Origin of the sequence: Parvularcula marina (assembly GCF_003399445.1) — a bacterium.
In the GTDB taxonomy this organism is placed as follows: Bacteria; Pseudomonadota; Alphaproteobacteria; order Caulobacterales; family Parvularculaceae; genus Parvularcula; species Parvularcula marina.
On the sequence record NZ_QUQO01000001.1, the window covers coordinates 629311 to 648361 of the forward strand.

Sequence of the window (19051 nt, forward strand, 5' to 3'; positions counted from 1 at the left end):
AGCAGCCCGGTCCAATTGGGCGATGAGGAGAGAAACGCGGCGCATGAGCGAGCAAATCGACGTTCCCCAAAGGCGGGGTGCGGTAACAATCCGCGAAGTCGCTGAAAAAGCTGGGGTTTCCCAGATGACGGTGTCGCGTGTCCTGAACCAGCCGAGCCTTGTGAAAAAGGAAACGACGCGGCGCGTGCAGGAGGCAATCAAGGCGCTCAATTACCGCCCCAACCTCATGGCGCGCGGACTTGCCGGCGGCAAATCGCTGCTGATCGGGCTCATCTACAACAACCCGAGTACCAACTATCTGGGCGAAGTCCTGTTCGGCGCAATCAATGCCTGCGGTGAACAGGGGCATCATTTGCTGGTCGAGGATTACCTCGTCGATTACGAATCACTTTCCGTCAGCGCCCTTGCCAATCGCTTCCGCGAAAGCGGTGTGGACGGACTGATCGTCGTACCGCCCTGCGGCGAAGTGCCCAAAATCGCCCGCGCCCTGAAAGAAAGCGGCGTTCACTGCGTCAACATTTCTGGCAGCTCGAGTGATTCGGACACACAGTTCGTGGCCATCAACGAAGCAGGCGCAGCTGGTCTGATGACCAGCTACCTCTTGGAAAAAGGCCACCGGAAGATTGGTTTCATCACCGGTGACATGACCCATGTTTCGAGTGGGGAACGCCAGCGCGGCTTCATTGAGACCCTTAAGGCAAACGGCATTAAACCGAACCCGGATTATATCGTCGAAGGCGCCTTTACCTACCGATCAGGCATGGAAGGCGCCCAGCAATTGCTGGGGCTGAAAGATCCGCCGACCGCCATCTTCGCCAGTAACGATGACATGGCCGCTGGCGTCATTTCCGCAGTCCAGCAACTCGGACTTCAGGTGCCGTCCGATATTTCCGTTGCCGGCTTTGACGATACCGCCATCGCCAGGACGATATGGCCGGGTCTGACAACCGTGCGTCAGCCGATTTCGGAAATGGCGAGCCAGGCCGTCACGCTGTTCAGCAATCGCGAGGCCGCAGGTGATGCGAATGGCAGCGTGCTCGATGTCACGCTGACCATCCGCGATTCGGTTGTCGCCCCGAAAAAGAAGTAGCGATCAGGGGTCGACGCTGCCGCTCGGCAGATCGGCGGGATCCACATCGGGTCCCATATCCATCACGTAGAACTGGCCAAGCTCGACCGTTTGGGCGTGATGGCCGACATTAAAGGACGCGCTGACGCCGCCTGCGGGATAGGTCTCCGACGCAACCCCGCTGAGATAATGGATCTGCCACTCCTCGCGCAGCAGCACATTGCCTTCGACAATGCCGGTATAAGGTGCCTCGCGTTTTTGCAGTCGGAACTGCATATGGCCGCTGCCGGTTGTCTTGCTTGGTGACTGAGCCCGTGCCCAGAACGCCACCAGCACAACGTCACCTTCTTCGATCGCGTCCCTTACATTCCCCTGAACGGCAATGTCATAGGGGTTCGATTTGGCCTTCTTCACTTTGACCCGAAACGCCTTCTGGCCGGGGATTTCGGCATCGACGACGCGTTTTTGCGCGTCTTCGCCATAGACCTGCCATTGCGGATCGAGCGGGTTGTTCATCAGCTTACCGGGGAGCGCCTCTTCGAGAGCTGCGAGATACTCCTCCTCGGTCATTTCCTGAGCTGAGGCGAAATTTCCGCATAAAACGGCGATTGCGCCCATAATGATGAGATTTTTCATCCAATCCTCCCTTCTGTTACCGCTAACTTTTCTGTATCTGTCTTGTTCTATGATGGATGGCAGACGCCGTGTGTCAGTCGGTAAAAGCAGAACGAGAAGATGCACGAACCCAGCATCCAGGAAAAGAGAGAAGGTGAAGCCTTTGGCAGGCTAAAGGATGGCCGGCCCGCAAGGCTCTACACGCTTACCTCCGACGCCCTCTCGCTCTCGATCACCGATTACGGCGCCCGCATGGTTTCACTGTCAGCGAAAGATGCGCCCGGCCACTCGATTATCCTCGGCTATGACAATGTCGCGGCCTATGAGGCAGATCCTGCCTTTCTCGGCGCTTGCTGCGGGCGATATGCCAACCGCATCTATGGCGCCCGTTACGAGATCGATGGCGTGGCCTACAATCTGCCTGCCAATGATGCCCCCCATACGCTGCATGGAGGCCCCAAAGGGTTCTTCGCCCGGCTCTGGGAGATGGTGGCGGTCTCGGACGACAGCCTGACCTTGCGACTGATCAGCCCCGATGGCGATCAGGGCTTTGGTGGCCAGCTTGAGGTCGAGGCGCAATTCGTCCTCTCCGGCGATGGCCTGACCGTCACCTATGTGGCGAGCACGACAAAGCCGACGCCGATCAGCCTGACCCATCACCCTTATTTCAACCTCAGGGGCGCAGGCGACATCCACGACCATGTGCTGCACGTCCCTGCGACCGGGATCATGAACGGCTTTCAGGATGCCGCCCGTCCGCACGACATCCACGACCTCGAAGGCCATCCCGAGCTCGATTTCCGGGCGCCGATCCGGATCGGCGATAAGCTGTCAGCCCTGCCCGTCGGGATCGACCACACCTATGCGGTCGAGAAGGATGCTGTCTTCACCCTCTCCCATCCGGAGGTGGCGCGGAGCCTCACCGTCAGTGCCGATATGCCGTCGGTGCAGGTTTATGCAGGCGCCAATCTCAAAGGCGGGCGGAACCGGCCAGGCGGGCTCCCCTACAAGCCCTTTGAGGGTCTTTGCCTTGAGCCGCAGGCCTTCCCCGACGCGCCCAACGCGCCATCGCTGCCGCCAGCCATCCTCAGGCCCGGCGAGACCTATCAACGGCAGATCCTCTATACTTATCGCTAGGCGTCAGAACGGATTGTCGAAATCCCGCCAGAGGGTTGCCGTCTTGTCCTTGTCCGAAAGAACGGGCGCCAGATCCGCCATCCCCCAGTCGATCCCGAGATCAGGATCGTCCCAACGAACCGACCCGTCGCTGCCCTGATCATAGGGCGCATCCACCTTGTAGGCGACTTCGGTCCCCGGCTCGAGCGTAAGGAAGCCATGCAGGAACCCGCGAGGCACATACATTTGCTCCCCGCCTTTGGCGGTCAGTTCGGCCTTCACCCATTTGCCGCAGGTCGGCGAGCCCTTGCGGGCATCGACAGCGACATCAATGACGCGGCCCGCAACGACACGAACGAGCTTGGCTTGAGCGAAAGGCGGGCGTTGGAAATGGAGACCCCGCAGCGTGTGGACGCCCTCCGACCGGGACTGGTTATCCTGCATAAAGACTGCATCAATCCCCGCCTCGGCGAAGTCCTGTACATTATAAGTGACCGAGAACCAGCCGCGGTCATCCCCGAACCGGGCAGGCCGAATGAACTTCACATCGGGGATTTCGAGAGGAGAGACGTCAAGCGCCATGATAATTAATCCTGTTATTAGCCAGCTTATTAGCAGATAATTGCTGGAAACTTACCCCTTGAACACTATTGCGGCTCTCGGCTACGCGGGTGCGCTCATCAGCCCCTGAGATATGACCATGACTGATATGTTGAAATTCGTGACCGTTTCGCGCCAGCCCCCGCACCGCCGGGCGGCTGAAACGCGCCGTCAGGATTTCGACGAAATCTACGATCCCTTCCAGGATGCCGAAGCCGGCTCGCAAGCCTCGCGCTGTTCGCAATGTGGTGTCCCCTTTTGTCAGTCAGGCTGTCCCATCGACAATAACATCCCCGATTGGCTTCGGCTCGCTGCCGAGGGACGCCTGAAGGATGCCTATGAGGTTTCGGCGGCAACCTCCACCATGCCGGAGATCTGCGGTCGCATCTGCCCGCAGGACCGTCTCTGCGAAGGCTCCTGCGTCATTGAACAGTCAGGGCACGGCACGGTCACTATCGGAGCCGTCGAACAGTACATCACCGAGACCGCTTTCAAGGAGGGCTGGGTCCGGGAAGTGCGCCCCGCCCGCGAGCGCGAAGAATCCGTCGGCATCATCGGCTCTGGCCCCGCCGGGCTGACCGCTGCCGAAAAGCTCCGTGAACGGGGCTATAAGGTCACCGTCTATGACCGCGCCGACCGGCCGGGCGGGCTCCTCACTTACGGCATCCCCGGCTTCAAGCTGGAGAAGCCCATTGTCATGCGCCGCGTCGAACGGCTGGAGCGCGGCGGGGTCAAATTCGAAACCGGTTGCGATGTCGGCGGCAGTGTCAAATTCTCAGACATCCGTGCGCGTCATGATGCGATCCTGATCGCGACCGGCGTCTATCAGGCGCGCGACCTTTCGGTTCCCGGGGTAGGCAGTGACGGCGTCGTCCCGGCGCTCGACTATCTCACCGCGTCGAACCGGATCGGGTTCGGCGACAAGGTCGCTGACTTTGACAGCGGCAAGCTCAACGCTGCAGGCAAACATGTCGTCGTCATCGGCGGCGGCGATACAGCGATGGACTGCGTCCGCACCGCGATCCGTCAGGATGCCCTCTCGGTCTCTTGCGTCTATCGCCGCGACAGGATGAACATGCCCGGCTCCGCCCGTGAGGTCGCCAATGCCGAAGAAGAAGGCATCACCTTTGAATGGCTCTCCTCTCCCCTCGCCGTCCTTTCCGAAGGCAATGACGTCAGTGGCCTGAAGGTCCAGCGGATGCGTCTTGGCGCGCCGGGCCCGGATGGCCGTCAGGGGATCGAAGCGATCGACGGCGCGACCGGCACGCTCAAAGCCGGGCTTGTCATCAAGGCGCTCGGCTTTGAGCCGGAGGATCTGCCCACCCTGTTCGGCCTGCCCGAGCTGAAGGTCAGCCGCTGGGGCACGATCCGGGTCAATCCGTCCACTTATGAAACCAACGAGCCGGGGGTCTATGCTGCCGGTGACATCATGCGCGGCGCCAGCCTTGTGGTCTGGGGCATCCATGACGGCCTGAAGGCCGCCGAGGGAATCCACGCCCAGCTTTCCGCCCGCGCTACCCCCGCCCAAAAGACGAGGTCTCATGAAGAAGCTGTCGCCTGAGGAACTGGCCCGCACCGGCCTTTACGACCCTGCCGAAGAACATGACGCCTGTGGCGTTGGCATGATCGTCTCGATTGACGGCACGCCCCGCCGGGAAGTCGTTACGCGCGCCGTCGATGCGCTCAAAGCCGTCTGGCATCGCGGCGCGGTCGCATCTGACGGCAAGACCGGCGACGGCGCCGGTGTGCGCGTCGGGCTCGCGCAGGATTTCTTCCGCGAGAAGGCCGCCCGCAGTGGCCATGAAGTCGGCAATGCAGAAATCTGCGTCGGAATGGTGTTCCTGCCCCGGACGGATTTCAGCGCGCAGGACCGTGCCCGCGCGATTGTCGAAACCGAGATCCTTCGCTTCGGCTTTAAGCTGTTCGGTTGGCGTCAGGCCCCGACCGACGCCTCCGTCATCGGCCGAAAGGCAAATGATGTCCGCCCCGAAATCGAGCAGATCCTCTTCCATGATCCGGCGGGGCGCCCGCAAGAAGAGCTCGACCGGCTTCTTTATATCATCCGCAGGCGCATCGAAAAGCGCGCTAAGGAAGGCAATCTCGCCGACCTTTATATCTGCTCTCTGTCCTCGCGCGACATCATATATAAGGGGATGTTCAAGGCGCAGGATATCGACGCCTTCTTCCTCGACCTCAAAGACGAACGTTTCGTCTCCAGCGTCGCCATCTTCCACCAGCGCTATTCGACCAACACCTTCCCCGAATGGCGGCTGGCCCAGCCCTTCCGGATGCTTGCCCATAATGGCGAGATCAACACGATCCGCGGCAATATCAACTGGATGCGCTCCCATGAGCGCAAGATGGCTTCCGAGACATTCGGCGAGTATGGCGCCGACATCAAACCGGTCATCAATCCGGGGGCGTCGGATTCGGCCGCGCTTGATGCGGTTTATGAGCTGCTCGTCCGCTCGGGCCGCAATGCGCCGATGGCAAAGGCCCTCCTCATCCCGGAAGCATGGTCGAAACGCTCCAGCGTGATGCGCAAGGATGTCCGCGCTCTTTATGAATATTGCAACGCCGTGATGGAGCCGTGGGACGGCCCCGCTGCGATCTGTGCCTTTGATGGGCGCTGGGCGCTGGCCGGGCTCGACCGCAATGGCCTGAGACCCCTGCGCTATGCGATCACCGAGGACGGCCTACTCGCGGTCGGCTCGGAAAGCGGCATGTGCCCGCTTGGCGACAAGCATGTCATCCGCCGGGGTGCCGTGCCCGCTGGCGGCATGATCGCCGTCGACCTCAAAGAGAAGCAATTCTTCACCCATGGCGAAGTGATGGATCAGCTCGTCGCTGCCCATCCTTATGCGGAATGGCTCGGCAATATCACGGAGCTTGACCCACTTATCCGTCCGGGCAAGGAAGAACGCCTGTTCGAGGCACCTGAGCTGGCGCAGCGCCAGCTGATGTCAGGCTATACCGAAGAGGATATCGACCTCATCCTCAAACCTATGGCAGAGACCGGCAAAGAAGCCATCGGCTCCATGGGCGATGACACGCCGCTTGCTTTCATGTCGCCGAATTACCGGCCGATGTCGCATTTCTTCCGCCAGCGCTTCAGCCAGGTCACGAACCCGCCGATCGACCCGTTGCGCGAAGGCCGGGTGATGAGCCTCAAAACGCGGTTCAAGAACCTCGGCAACATCCTTGCCCAGAACGAGACGCAGACGGATGTTTACGTCCTTGAAGGACCGATCCTCTCTAACGGCATGTATGAGCGGATGCGCGAACGTCTTGGCGAAACCGTCACCGTGCTCGACTGCACCTTTGAGGTTCGCGATAAACCCGGCGCCCTGCAGGAAGCCCTGACCCGCATTCAGGAAGAAGTCTGCACCGCTGTTGCTGGCGGCTCGGCCCATATCGTCCTGACCGACCGGCATGTCTCTGGCACGCGCGCGCCGATCCCGATGATCCTTGCAACCAGCGCCTGTCACAAGGCCCTGATCGAGAAAGGCCTGCGGTCATTCTGTTCCCTGACGGTCCGCAGCGCGGAATGTCTCGACAGCCATTATTGCGCGGTGCTGATCGGCGTCGGCGCGACCTGCGTCAGCCCCTATCTTGCCTTTGAGACCATCGCCGAGCGCATTGAGCGCGGCAAATATGACGGGCTCGATCTGTCGAGTGCCATCGGTAATTACAAAAAGGCGCTGGAGAATGGACTGCTGAAGATCCTTTCCAAGATGGGGGTCTCTGTCCTCTCGGCCTATCGCGGCGGCTGCAATTTTGAGACGCTCGGTCTCTCCCGCTCGCTGATTGATGCCTATCTGCCCGGCGCGACTAGCCGCATCTCAGGCCTCGGTCTTCCCGGCCTTGAGAAAATGATCCGTGATCTGCACGACAAGGCTGTCGGCGGGCAGGAAGACCTCGCCCGCCTGCCGCTGGGCAGCTTCTACCGCGTCCGCGCGGGCGGCGAGCCCCACGCCTATCAGGCAAAGGCGATCAGCGACCTGCAACAGGCCGTGCGCCAGAACGACTATGCCGCCTATAAAAGGTGGTCCTCTGCGATTGCCGAGAACTCCCAGATCCAGATCCGCGACCTCCTCGCCTTCCGGCCGCAACGCGCGGTCCCGCTCGAAAAGGTCGAAAGCGTCAATGCGATCCGCAAGCGCTTTGTCACCCCCGGCATGTCGCTCGGCGCGCTCTCTCAGGAAGCGCATGGCACACTGAATGTTGCGATGAACCGGATCGGCGCCAAATCCGTCTCCGGTGAAGGCGGCGAGGATCCTGCCCGCTACAAACCCCTGCCCAATGGCGACAATATGAATTCGGCGATCAAGCAGATCGCCTCGGGCCGTTTCGGGGTGACAGCGGAATATCTCAATCACTGCCGTGAGATCGAGATCAAGGTCGCACAAGGCGCAAAACCCGGCGAAGGCGGACAATTGCCCGGCTTCAAGGTGACTGAATTCATCGCCAAGATGCGCCACGCCACCCCCGGCGTCACGCTCATCTCCCCGCCGCCGCATCACGACATCTATTCAATCGAAGACCTCGCGCAGCTCATCTTTGATCTCAAGCAGATCAGCCCCAATGCGCGCGTCTGCGTGAAACTCGTCGCCTCGGCGGGTGTCGGCACGATTGCCGCGGGCGTCGCCAAGGCCAAGGCGGACATCATCCTGATTTCCGGCCATGTCGGCGGCACGGGCGCCAGCCCGCAGACCTCGATCAAATTTGCCGGCTCCCCATGGGAGCTGGGTCTTGCCGAAGCCAATCAGGTGCTCACCCTCAATGAGCTGCGTGAGCAGGTCACCTTACGTACCGATGGCGGCCTCAGAACGGGCCGCGATATCGTCATCGCCGCCATGCTGGGGGCGGAGGAATACGGCATCGGCACGCTCAGCCTTGTCGCCATGGGCTGCCTGATGGTGCGCCAGTGCCATTCGAATACCTGCCCCGTCGGTGTCTGCACGCAGGATGCCTCCTTGCGCGAGCGCTTTACGGGCAATGCGGACCATGTCGTAAACCTGATGACTTTCATCGCCGAGGAAGTCCGCGAAATCCTCGCCGAGCTTGGCGTGAAGAGCCTTGATGACGTGATCGGCCGTTCGGACCTTCTTTATCAGGTCAGCCGCGGCGCGGAACATCTCGACGATCTCGACCTCAACCCGATCCTGATCCGGGCGAGCGAAGGGCCGACCCCGCCGCGCAGCACGCGCGAGCTTCGTAATGATGTCGGCGAAACGCTCGACGCCCTGGTCGTGGCAGATGCCGACCCTGTCTGGAGCCACAGAGAAAAAATGCAGCTCACTTATCCTGTGCGCAATATCGACCGGGCGGTCGGCACACGGACCAGCTCGCATATCGTCCGGCAATTCGGCCCCGAGGGCCTGCCCGATGGTCACCTCACCGTGAACCTGCGCGGCTCGGCGGGTCAGTCGCTCGCCGCCTTTGGCATGCGCGGCCTCAGGATCGAAGTCGAAGGCGATGCCAATGACTATGTTGGCAAAGGGCTTTGCGGTGCGCAGGTCATCATCACGCCAGCCCGGAATGAACCGAAGACGGATGATGTCATCATCGGCAATACCTGCCTTTATGGCGCCACCTCAGGCGAGCTTTACGCCGCCGGCCATGCGGGCGAACGCTTTGCCGTGCGCAATTCGGGTGCCCGCGCGGTCGTTGAAGGCTGCGGTGCAAATGGCTGTGAATATATGACCGGCGGTGAAGTGCTGATCCTTGGACGTGTCGGCGACAATTTTGGCGCCGGGATGACCGGCGGCCGCGTCTTTGTCTATGACCCGGCAACCCGGCTCGGCGATTATCTGAATACAGATGATGTCTGCGCCATGCCGCTCGGCGATACCGAAGAGGATTGCCGCGCTCTGCTCACCAGCCATTTTGCAAATACCGGCTCTGAACTGGCTCGCCAGCTCATCGACAATTGGGATGAAGCGCGCGCCGCGTTCCGCCTCGTCCTGCCGGCGCTTGCCGAACCTGTGGTCCAGCCGGTCCGCGCAGCCTCCTGATACAAAAAAGGGGCGCCGTGATGGGCGCCCCTTTTTGATTCAAAGATGAATGGTCTGCTTATGCGGACTTCATCGATTTGAGGACGTCCACACCCTGAAGATTGTGGCGGCGTGCCCGGCGTTCCATCAGCGCGCGCCAGTTCCCCATCGACATCAGCTGCGAGTAGAGAATCGGCAGGATGTTCGACTTGCGCAGCTCAAGGAATTTGTCGTCCGGCAGTTCGTTGAGTTTGTTCTCTTCGAGGCCGACATATTTTGCGAAAGGCTGCGGCTGGTCAGTGCCATCCGGCGTGAACTGAGCGACCTGCTCGGCGAGGAAATCGTATTTTGCGAGTTCCTGGCTGAAACGCAGCGTGTTCTGACGGTCCTGCTCATAAGTCTGGCAGTATTCCATCGCCTGCTTCATCGCGTCGCTCGGCTCGCCATTGTTGAAGAACGGCAGCTCACCATTCTCGGTGATCCCAGCGTAGCCCTCGTCGACGATCATCGCCATGCGCGGGTTTTGCGGATCGGCCCCACGGTCGGTGGCCAGCGCAAACGGATAGCGGCGCAGATAGCCCGGCACGTAGACATTCTGTTCCCACTCACCGGATTCCTTGTCGATGAAGAGGTTCTCATCATCGATGATGCCGACGACGGCGAGCGGCAGCGCGGTTGCCTTCTCGGAGAAGATCACCGGGTAATCGCGAGACGCCGAAGGAATTTCCGAGACGGTCAGCGGGATCGCACGAATTTTCTCAGCGAAAGCGAACGGACGATCCGGACGCGAGACGCCAAGCTTGCCGTGCTGTTCCTTGTTGAGGAGAGCCGGTTTCGAGAACAGGAACATGGACCCTTCGAGGCCCGGAGGTGTGGCGGTTGGCGTAGTGCTCATGAAATTCGTCTTTTCTTCTGTGAGACTGTCAATTCGGCGCGCAATAGCAAAACGCCATGCTCTGCGGAACCCTCAAGGCGAGGGAAATCAACTGTTGGTGGGCGAAATCCTGTTCAGAGAGAGGCCATCTCCGATTTCGAGCGGTCCTGCGCATCACAGGCGATGCGATACATCTCCTGAAGATGCTTGGCATCCTGGGCTGCCCTGTGGACATGCGGCGCCCCGCGGCTGGCAAGTTCAACCAGCTCTTTGGGCTCGCGCGGCCAGATCGGCCGGAGAAGATCGCCAAGATCATTGAGCCGGTAATTGGGGCGGACCCCGGCTGCATCATAAAGCCGGAACAGCCAGAAACTGTCATAGTCGGGCGCGTCGGAATAAACCTGCGCATCGCCCAGCGCAGCATTCAGGATCAGCGCAGATTCAATCGGATCCCGGCCATCCGTGACCAGATTGCTTGGGCTGATACCGTGCAGCTTTTCAGCCGGTTTCTCCCATGCAGTCATGCTCCAGCTATCAGCTGGCTTGATCAGCATGGAACGCGGATCACCCGTTTCGAATACCCAGCCCACTTCGATGGGCCAGGAATGTGGTCCCAGACCGGACGCCTCGACGTCGATGAACGCGATTCTCGCGTTCCTTTGATCGGCTTCCATTCAACCTCCCCGGACGGCGCTATTGTTACGCGCTTCTTGTTGCCGGCATAATATTTTTGGTCAGTTCCCGGCGGGGTTTTTATCCGCCGGTCAGCAGCAAATGTCGAGAAAAATGGGAAAAAACGCGCGCTTAGACGCGCTGTCCGCCCGAGACGCGCCAGACCCCGGATGCTTCGTCTACCTCAAGATCGAGAATCGGCTCGTCGCCATTCGCCTTATTGGCGAAATTGCGGGCCGCCTCGATCCGGCGTTTGACCTTCCGGGCGAGTGTCACCGCCCCGGCGGTTGCCGCAGCGGTGAGGATAAGGGTGCCGATCGCGCTCATGTGACAGAGCCTATCACAGATTCTCGGAATTGGCGCATGACAGCTCGGTTAGCGCCCAAAACGCGACCACAGGCTCTTGCGCTCGATCGCGCCGAGGATCGCATCGGGGCCGATGACCCGCTCAAGCGACGCCCCCATGAGTTTTGCGAGCATGCCTTTCTTGTCCGCCGGGATCGGCCGAATCTTCACCCGGTCGCCAAAGCGGCGCTTGAGCATTGCGCGCATGTCCTCGACCCCGTCGATCAGGCCCAGCTCTTTTGCGTCTTCGGCCAGCCAGAAATCGCCATTGAAGAGCGTGTCGTCGCTGCCCTTGAGACGCTCGCCGCGGCGTTCCTTGACGACGCCGACAAAGCCCTTGTGGGATTTCTCCAGCAGGTCTTCGAGGCGGCGAACGTCGCGCGGGCTTTCGGGCCGGAAGGGATCAAGCTGCCCCTTGTGATCACCGGCGGTATAGACCCGCCGCTCAATGCCGAGCTTTTCCAGCGCATCGGGGAAGCCGAACCCGCCGGCAATCACGCCGATCGAGCCGACAATCGCGAAGGGATCGGCATAGATCTCGTCCCCTGCCAGCGCGAGCATATAGCCGCCCGAGGCGCCGACATCCTCGATATGAGTGATCAGCGGCAGCTTGTGCTTCTCGGCCAGCTCCCGGGCACGGGCGAGGATCATCCGCGACTGGACCGGCGAGCCGCCCGGCGAATTGATCGACAAAATGACGGCCCTTGGGCTGCCTACCGTAAAGGCCTTGCGTAGCGAATCTTCGAGACCGGAAAGATTGAGGGACTTCCCCGTCCGTGTATCGGGCGCAATCGTGCCATTCATCGGCAGCAGATTGACGATCGGGGCCGGGTCACCGGTAAAGGGCAGTTTATGCCACAGGAATTTGAACACATTTCTCTCCGGGGATGGAAACTCGAGTATACGGGCTGTAAGCGCAGCGGCTTGCAAGGTTCAACCGTCTCAAAGACTGTGCCATGAGCACTTTGTCACATAAGACGTTGCGCCAATTGTCCCCATATCTCGTCTGGGCATAGTCTCGCCTGGAAAGGAACTGCTTCATGGCTCTCGCCGCCGAACTCACTGCCCCGGTCCGGTTCACCGATGTGGCGGCTCGTCTCAAAGAGATGCAAGCGGACGACCTGGCCGCCACCAATGATGTGATCATCGATCACCTCTCTTCTGACATTGAGCTGATCCCGGAAGTCGCGCGGCATCTGATCGTGGCCGGCGGCAAGCGTCTGCGGCCGCTGATCTGCCTTGCCGCTGCCGATATCTGCGGCGCGAGCGGTCCTCGCCCCCTCTTTCTTGCCGGTGCCGTCGAGCTGATCCATGCCGCCACCCTCCTGCATGACGATGTGGTGGACGACTCCGCGCTGCGCCGCGGGCTGAAGACCGCGAACATCGTTTTCGGCAACAAGGAGTCGGTACTGGTCGGCGATTTCCTCTTTGCACGGGCTTTTGCCCTGATGGTGAAGACCGGCTCGCTCGATGTTCTCGATATTCTCAGCCGCGCCTCCTGCACGATTGCCGAAGGCGAAGTCCTGCAGCTGACGACCGAGGCTGATCTCGATACGTCGCGCTCGACCTATATCAATGTCGTGACCGCCAAGACCGCTGCCCTCTTTGAAGCCGCCGCGCGCGCCGGCGCAATGGTGGCTGGTGCCAGCGAAGAAGACGCCGATGCGCTGGGCCGTTACGGGCTCAATTTCGGCATTGCCTATCAGATGGTCGACGACACGCTCGACTATGAGGGGCAGGCGGACAATATCGGCAAGTCAGCCGGTGATGATTTCCGCGAAGGCAAGATGACCCTGCCGGTGATCCACGCCATCGCCCGCGCCCGTGACGATGAAGAGCGCGCCTTCTGGGCCCGCACAATTGGTGAGCGCGAACAGACCGCAGGCGACTTTGAACGCGCGCAAGGGCTGATTGCCCGTGACAATCTGATCGATGTCTGCCTTGGTGAAGCCCGCGATTATGCAGCGCGCGCCGCAGAGGCACTTGAGGGCTTGCGCGATACGCCGCTCAAGCGGACGCTTGAGGATCTTGCGCTGAGTTCGGCTGCCCGTCAGGCCTAGCCCGAAGCCCGAACATCCCCCGCCAGACGAAGACACAGAGCGCTGTGGTCAGGACGCCTGCTGTCCACAGACCAAATGAGCCATAGCGCTCTGGCAGCGTAATCGCGGCAATCCCGCCATTCAGGATCAGAAGCGCATAGGCCGCCGAGACGGCCTGATGTGACCAGCCCTCGGCCCGCAGGCGCTGATAGATATGCTCCTTATGCGCATCGAAGACCCGCGCGCCGCGCATGGCCCGGCGGCAGAACGTGTAGGCGACATCGAGCAGGAAGGGGATGAAGGCGATCGCAAAGACATAGACCGCCTCAGGCCGCGCCTGTCCCGCATGAAGCGCTCCAGCCCCCAGCAGCATCGCGACCCCGAGGCTGCCCGCATCGCCAAGGAAGATCCCGCCCTTGAGAAGATTGCGGACGGCAAAGCCGTAAAGCGCGGCCGCCGTGATGACATAGAGAATGACGATCCCGCCATTGCTCGGCGCAAAGAGGACCAGCAGGACGGAGAGGCCGATCATCCCGCCGCCTGCCGCCATGCCGTTAAGCCCGTCCATGAAATTAAACGCATTGAGAAAGCCGAAAAGAAAGAGCGCGGCGAGCACATATCCAGCAGGCTCGGGCAGGCTGATCCCCGGCCCGAACGGCAATGGGATGTGCCCCAAAGGGCCTGTATAGATCGACGCAAAACCGCAAAGGACGACAAAGGCCGCCATTTTCATCCGTGCGGGGATGTCTGAAATATCATCAAGTAGACCAATCCCGGCAGCGACCAACGCAATCACCGCAAGAGTTGGCGGCAAAGGCCAACCGAGCAGGATCGCCACGCCTGTTGCAACGAGGATGACCAGCGTGATGACGAGCCCCCCGGCACGTGATGCGGGCTGCCGGTGGTTTGAGCGGGCCTTGACCTTGTCTGTCAGCCACAGCTTCGCCGCCGCCCGGCCCGATAATCCGTAAACGGCGATCCCGGAAACTACGGCGAGAAGCACCAGAATGATGAGATCCGCCTGCCCCATCATGAAGCCCCCTTGCGGAAGAGCGGTGATGAGACCGCCCAATGGCCCTCCGCAACGAACCGTCGGGCCGCACGTGTCGCCGCACTCGCCGACGCGTAAAGCCCGAAGACGGTCGCGCCACTGCCGGACATCCGCGCGCCAAGACAGCCCGGCTGAGCGGACATCTCTGCTTCCAGCGCAGCAATGGCTGGGCAGATCACCCGCGCGGGCGGTGCTAGATCGTTCCGTGTACCCGAAAGAAAGCTTGCAACGTCACCTGATGATGCGAGCCTTGCCGTCTCCGGCAGTTCAAAGGGCGATGGCGCGGCGGCCTTATCAAAGGCGCGGAAGACGGTGCCTGTCGGCACGGCCTGCCGCGGATTGGCGAGCGCGATGTGAAGTGGCGGCAGGCTAGGTCCGTTGGTTACTGCGAAGCCGATCCCACGTGCCCGGAAACTGTCCGCTGACATAATATAGGGTGCAAGGCAGACCGGCCCGTCCGCCCCAAGCCCCTGCGAAAGCGCCATCAGACCCGGCACGCTGAGCGGCACCGATGCTCGCTGATTGAGTAATGCGAGCGCTGCCGCACCGTTCGACGTGCCCCCGCCAATGCCGGAAGCGACGGGCACGTTTTTGGTCAGCCGGAAGCGGACCGGGCGAATATCTGCCGCCACTGCAAAAGCGCGGGCTGCACGCAAGACGAGGTTATCCGTAGACGGCGAAAGGCCAGCCCCCTCCTCCCCATCAATGATGAGCGAAAATTCGTCCGTCTCTTCCTCAATCGAAAGAACATCGCCCGCAGAGGCAAAGACACAGAGTGTATCGACCGGATGATAGCCGTCAGGCCTCACCCCGCCGACATGCAGCGCCAGATTGATCTTCGCGAGGCTCTGGATTTCCGCGAGGGGCATTGCCTGCCTCTACTCGCTGTCCGCCATGTCTGCCAGCGATCCCGGCGCAGGCGGCTCGCCATTGAGCTTGGCTTCGACGCGCTGTTTCAGCTCTTCGCCCAGCCCTTCGATTTCAAGGACCCGGCGCCATTCATAGCGGGCTTCTGATTTGCGCCCCGCCTGCCAATAGGCATCGCCAAGATGGTCCGTGATGACATCATCGCCAGGCTCAAGTTGGACGGCCCGCTCGAGATATTCGACCGCCATCTTGTAGTCCCCACGCTGATAATAGGCCCAGCCAAGGCTGTCCGTGATCGCGCCCGAAGTCGGGCGGGCTTCCAGCGCCCGCTCGATCATGCCGAAGGCTTCGTCGATATTCTCGCCGCGCTCGACATAGGAATAGCCAAGATAATTGAGGAGGCCGGGCTCGTCAGGCGACAGCTCCAGCGACTGACGCAGGTCAGGCTCGGCCCTTGCCCAATCCCCGGCCTCTGCCGTGATGGCACCGCGAGCGAAGTAATAGCGCCACAGATTGCTGCCGCGGTTTTCTTCCGAGGATAGCTGCTCGGCAATGGCGATCGCCTCGCTTCCCGCTTTGTAGGCCTCGTCTATGCGACCTTCCTGCGCGAGCAGGTTCGCAAGCTCCAGCATGACATCGGGTGCCAGCGCATCCTGCTTGAGATAATCCTTGATCAGATTGATCCCTTCATTGCGGCGGTCCATCGCCACATAGGCTTCGGCCTGCGCAATGGCGGCATAATTATAGAGCCATGAGACAGGCTTTACCCGGCCTTGCGCGCGGGCAGCATCGTCGTAGCGCTCGTAATAGGTCGCAATCGAACCGATGATGTAGTGGCCGCCATCAAGGTCGGGATCGATCGCCACGGCAAGCTGCGCCAGTGTCAACGGCACTTCGAGGTTGAGCGGGATTTCACCGAACCCGGCTTCCAGCGCGGCATCACGCTGGGTCATCGCGCGTTCATAGGCCGTCCATGCAAAATTGAGGAACACGAGTGCGGCGCCCTCTTCTGCCGACGATACCATGCGCAAGGGCGCCTTTGCGGCAACGCGCCTGAACTCGGCTGTTTCACCAGCAAGAGGCTCACCAAGGCGCGACAGCCCCAACCTTCCGACCCGGCGCAGATATCCTCTGTCCTCGGAAAGTCTCTGGAAGAGATCGATCGCTTCTTCTTTTGACTTGTTGCGCTCCACAAATCCGGCATAGGCGCGCACGGCCATGTCCGCCCCCGGCGCCCGCAGCGCCTGAGCGTAGGCAACCTCTGCCCCTTCGGTACGGTCTTCGAGATCGAACATCAGTGCAAGGTGGAAGGGCGTGAAGCCCGCGAAATTGCTTTCCTGCGTCTCGGCAAGTTTCTCGGTTGCGGCCTCAAGCCCTGTGTCGGGATAGATCGCCCACGCTTCGAGCAGATCGCCCATCGCTGTGCCCAGCCCGCTGGCGAAGGGGTCTTTGAGGGCCGCCTGCGCGGCGATGTAATTCTGCCCACGGAAGGCGTCAGCGATCAGGGTCAGGCGCGGTAAATCATCATCAAGAAAGCCTGCGAGCTGCACCTGATCATGGCCACCCTCTTCGACGACCGGCGGCGCGCTCAAAATCTCTTCGGCATAGGCCCGCGCGCGGGTGAAATCCCCTGCGACCAGCGCATAGCGAAAGGCGCTCTGCTTCACCCCGGGATCGCCCGTCTCGGCAATCGCGCGGCTGAAAGCGTCGGAGGCGTCCCCGAAACGCTGCTGGCTCGCCGCGAACCGGCCCTGCAGGTAGTCGCCAGCGACCGTCTCAGGATCGGCAGACCCCGTTTTGCCGGAGATCATGGTGCCGGAAGCGGCAGCACAGCCGGCAAGACTCATCAGGGCGAGAGCAAGAAGAGGAAGTCGTGATCGCATGAGGATATCCGGGGTCACTCTTATTTGGGACGGAAGTGAGTCATCCCACCCGTCATCCGCTTAGGCAAGCATTGTGGCCCAAATCAGTTCCCGCCCGAAGCACCGGCGGTGAGCCCGGCCCGCCGTCCATTGGCGAAATAGTCATCGATCCCGTCCGCAATCGCGGCGGCGGCATTGTTCCGCCAGGTGCGCGAGCCGAGATTGGCTTCGTCATCCTCGTTCGACATGAAGGCGAGTTCGACAAGGACCGCCGGGACGTCAGGAGAAAGAAGAACGACCAGCCCGCCATGGCGGTGCGTGTTGTTCACCATTTTCACCCGGCCCTTCATGTTCTGGACGAGATGAGCGGCAAGGCGTTCTGACTGGTTCTTGGTATCGGTATTGGCAAGATCAAAGAGGATGCTTGAGACATCCTTGTCCTCACTCGACAATTCGCGGTCGAAGAGACGGAAGTCCCCTTGCGAGGTCGCCTCAGCGGCCATCTTCTCGGAGCGGTCTTCGGACAGGGTATAAACGGACGCGCCGCGGACCGAGAGCACCGGGTTCGCATCGGCATGGATCGACACGAACATGTCGGCCTGTCGGGCGCGGGCAAATTTGATCCGCTCTTCAAGGTCGATGAACTCGTCACCGCTGCGCGTGAAGGCAACTTCATAGCCGCGCTTGGTCAGCTCCTTGCCGAGCGCTTGGGCGGCGGACCAGGTGACGCGCTTTTCCTCAAGGCCCGTGGTCCGGCCGATGGAGCCCGGATCCTTTCCGCCATGACCGGGGTCAATGACGATGACGAGCTTGTCGGAGGGCGTCGCCGGTGTCTCGGTATATACCCGGCCCGGACGCAGACTCGGAATGCGGGTCATGCGGGACGGCGCGCTACTGGTCGCTGATTCGGCAGCAGCGGCCTGCACGACGGACGGAATATCCATCGGCGGCGCTGTTTTGGGCTCTTCAACCTTTGCAGTCTCGACCTTTTTCGAGGGCTTTTTCTTCGCTGGTTCTGGCTCGGGCTTCGCCTCAGCGGCCGCAAGGATCGATGCAGCGTCGGCTGCAGCGGTCAGGAAAGCGGCTCCATTGACCGGTTCCAGATCAATGACGAGGCGATAGCTCTCATTGCTGCCGCTCGGCTCGATCACGAAATCCCGCGCCGGTAGCGCTGTTTCTGCAAGATCAATGGTCACCCGGCCCTCGCCGGTCGTCACCTTATTCACGACGCCCTTCGATGCGGGCAGACCGTCACTGCCGAGCGAAAAGCTCACATTCTCAATGAGGATGACGATCTCGCCGCCATTCGACTGGCGAGGCACAAGCTCATAGCCGGGTGCCGCGTCCATATCGAGGACGACGCGCGTATGCCCGCTTTTGTGCACACCGAGGCGAACGTTTTCCACAATGGGCGCAGTCGCGCGCTCACCCGCAAGGGCGAGGATCCCGCAAAAAGTCAGGATCGCGACAGACCACAGGGACAGCGCTCGCTTCATCAACTTCGTCATTCACTACTTCGCCGTCCGACTCACTACGGGTTTACCATGTTGAGCCTGACGACACACCCGTCTTTCCGGTTAGGTCGGTGGACCTTAACGGCCCTTTAAGCCTGAGCGCGCAATGCTCATTTACCGTCAATCGCCAACCGGCGGAGACGCGGCTTGTGCAGGGGCGAAAAGTCCGGCACATAAGCCCATCTGAGGCTAAGACGCTCAACGTCTTATGCGCTCGACCAGATTCCGGTTTCTCCTGCAAGTCAGGTGAACCTTGGATTTCCCCCCGGACGCTTCTCCGGGAGGACCGGATCCCCCGCCGACCCGCTATTTCGTCGGGTGCGCATGGACCGGAAAGCGGAAGCACTTGGCGGAAAGGCCCTCCCCATTCGGGGGAAGCGCTCCGAACTCCGCCCGTAAGTCACCCCGCCCCCTTTTTGAGGGGCGACCTT

General features: G+C 61.1%; 15 protein-coding genes. 5 read left to right on the forward strand and 10 right to left on the reverse strand.

The features are described 5' to 3' along the window. Positions 1-43 precede the first annotated feature (43 nt). Positions 44-1090, forward strand: coding sequence for a LacI family DNA-binding transcriptional regulator (locus tag DX908_RS02865; protein ID WP_158548445.1), 1047 nt, complete (start codon positions 44-46; stop codon positions 1088-1090). Positions 1091-1093: 3 nt separating this feature from the next. On the opposite strand, the gene DX908_RS02870 is transcribed toward DX908_RS02865, so the two are convergent. After that, the gene (locus DX908_RS02870; RefSeq protein WP_116390945.1) at positions 1094-1705 is read right to left on the reverse strand and encodes a carbohydrate binding domain-containing protein; all 612 of its coding nucleotides are present in this window, start codon (positions 1703-1705) and stop codon (positions 1094-1096) included. A 99-nt stretch (positions 1706-1804) separates the two neighbouring features. Between DX908_RS02870 and DX908_RS02875 the strand changes: the two genes are divergently transcribed. Beyond that, a complete protein-coding gene (locus DX908_RS02875; protein WP_116390946.1) occupies positions 1805-2821 on the forward strand; it encodes an aldose epimerase family protein in 1017 nt (338 codons plus the stop codon). Positions 2822-2824: 3 nt separating this feature from the next. Here DX908_RS02875 and rfbC read toward each other — a convergent pair whose 3' ends face one another. Further along, the gene (rfbC, locus tag DX908_RS02880) at positions 2825-3382 is read right to left on the reverse strand and encodes a dTDP-4-dehydrorhamnose 3,5-epimerase (RefSeq protein WP_116390947.1); all 558 of its coding nucleotides are present in this window, start codon (positions 3380-3382) and stop codon (positions 2825-2827) included. Positions 3383-3494: 112 nt separating this feature from the next. On the opposite strand from rfbC, the gene DX908_RS02885 reads away from it, so the two are divergent. Together DX908_RS02885 and gltB are read left to right on the forward strand one after the other, a co-directional pair. After that, complete coding sequence (locus DX908_RS02885; RefSeq protein ID WP_438943311.1) at positions 3495-4961, forward strand: NAD(P)-dependent oxidoreductase; 1467 nt, start codon at positions 3495-3497, stop codon at positions 4959-4961. Beyond that, entirely contained in the window at positions 4942-9417 is a 4476-nt protein-coding gene (gene gltB, locus DX908_RS02890; protein WP_116390949.1) for a glutamate synthase large subunit, read from the forward strand. Before DX908_RS02885 ends, gltB begins: the two co-directional genes overlap by 20 nt. Positions 9418-9475: 58 nt before the next feature. On the opposite strand, the gene DX908_RS02895 is transcribed toward gltB, so the two are convergent. The 4 genes from DX908_RS02895 to DX908_RS02910 all read right to left on the reverse strand — a co-directional run bounded on the left by DX908_RS02895 (position 9476) and on the right by DX908_RS02910 (position 12160). Beyond that, on the reverse strand, positions 9476-10291 hold the full coding sequence (locus DX908_RS02895) for a SapC family protein (RefSeq protein WP_116390950.1): 816 nt from the start codon (positions 10289-10291) through the stop codon (positions 9476-9478). Between the two features lie 113 nt (positions 10292-10404). Next, complete coding sequence (locus tag DX908_RS02900; protein WP_116390951.1) at positions 10405-10944, reverse strand: 3'-5' exonuclease; 540 nt, start codon at positions 10942-10944, stop codon at positions 10405-10407. Positions 10945-11074: 130 nt separating this feature from the next. Next, entirely contained in the window at positions 11075-11269 is a 195-nt protein-coding gene (locus tag DX908_RS02905) for a hypothetical protein (protein WP_116390952.1), read from the reverse strand. 48 nt (positions 11270-11317) lie between these two features. Continuing rightward, positions 11318-12160, reverse strand: coding sequence for a S49 family peptidase (locus tag DX908_RS02910; RefSeq protein ID WP_116390953.1), 843 nt, complete (start codon positions 12158-12160; stop codon positions 11318-11320). A gap of 167 nt (positions 12161-12327) precedes the next feature. Here DX908_RS02910 and DX908_RS02915 point away from each other — a divergent pair, with 167 nt between their 5' ends. Beyond that, a complete protein-coding gene (locus DX908_RS02915) occupies positions 12328-13347 on the forward strand; it encodes a polyprenyl synthetase family protein (protein WP_233508621.1) in 1020 nt (339 codons plus the stop codon). Here DX908_RS02915 and DX908_RS02920 read toward each other — a convergent pair. The 4 genes from DX908_RS02920 to DX908_RS02935 all read right to left on the reverse strand — a co-directional run bounded on the left by DX908_RS02920 (position 13295) and on the right by DX908_RS02935 (position 18614). Next, on the reverse strand, positions 13295-14359 hold the full coding sequence (locus DX908_RS02920) for a glycosyltransferase family 4 protein (RefSeq protein ID WP_116390954.1): 1065 nt from the start codon (positions 14357-14359) through the stop codon (positions 13295-13297). The genes DX908_RS02915 and DX908_RS02920 overlap by 53 nt on opposite strands. Next, entirely contained in the window at positions 14356-15246 is an 891-nt protein-coding gene (locus DX908_RS02925; RefSeq protein WP_116390955.1) for a 4-(cytidine 5'-diphospho)-2-C-methyl-D-erythritol kinase, read from the reverse strand. The genes DX908_RS02920 and DX908_RS02925 overlap by 4 nt, the downstream gene beginning before the upstream one ends. A 9-nt stretch (positions 15247-15255) precedes the next feature. Then, positions 15256-17127, reverse strand: a complete 1872-nt coding sequence (locus DX908_RS02930; protein ID WP_147303718.1) for a tetratricopeptide repeat protein — start codon at positions 17125-17127, stop codon at positions 15256-15258. 83 nt (positions 17128-17210) lie between these two features. Further along, the gene (locus DX908_RS02935; protein ID WP_116390957.1) at positions 17211-18614 is read right to left on the reverse strand and encodes an N-acetylmuramoyl-L-alanine amidase; all 1404 of its coding nucleotides are present in this window, start codon (positions 18612-18614) and stop codon (positions 17211-17213) included. Between the last annotated feature and the right edge of the window lie 437 nt (positions 18615-19051).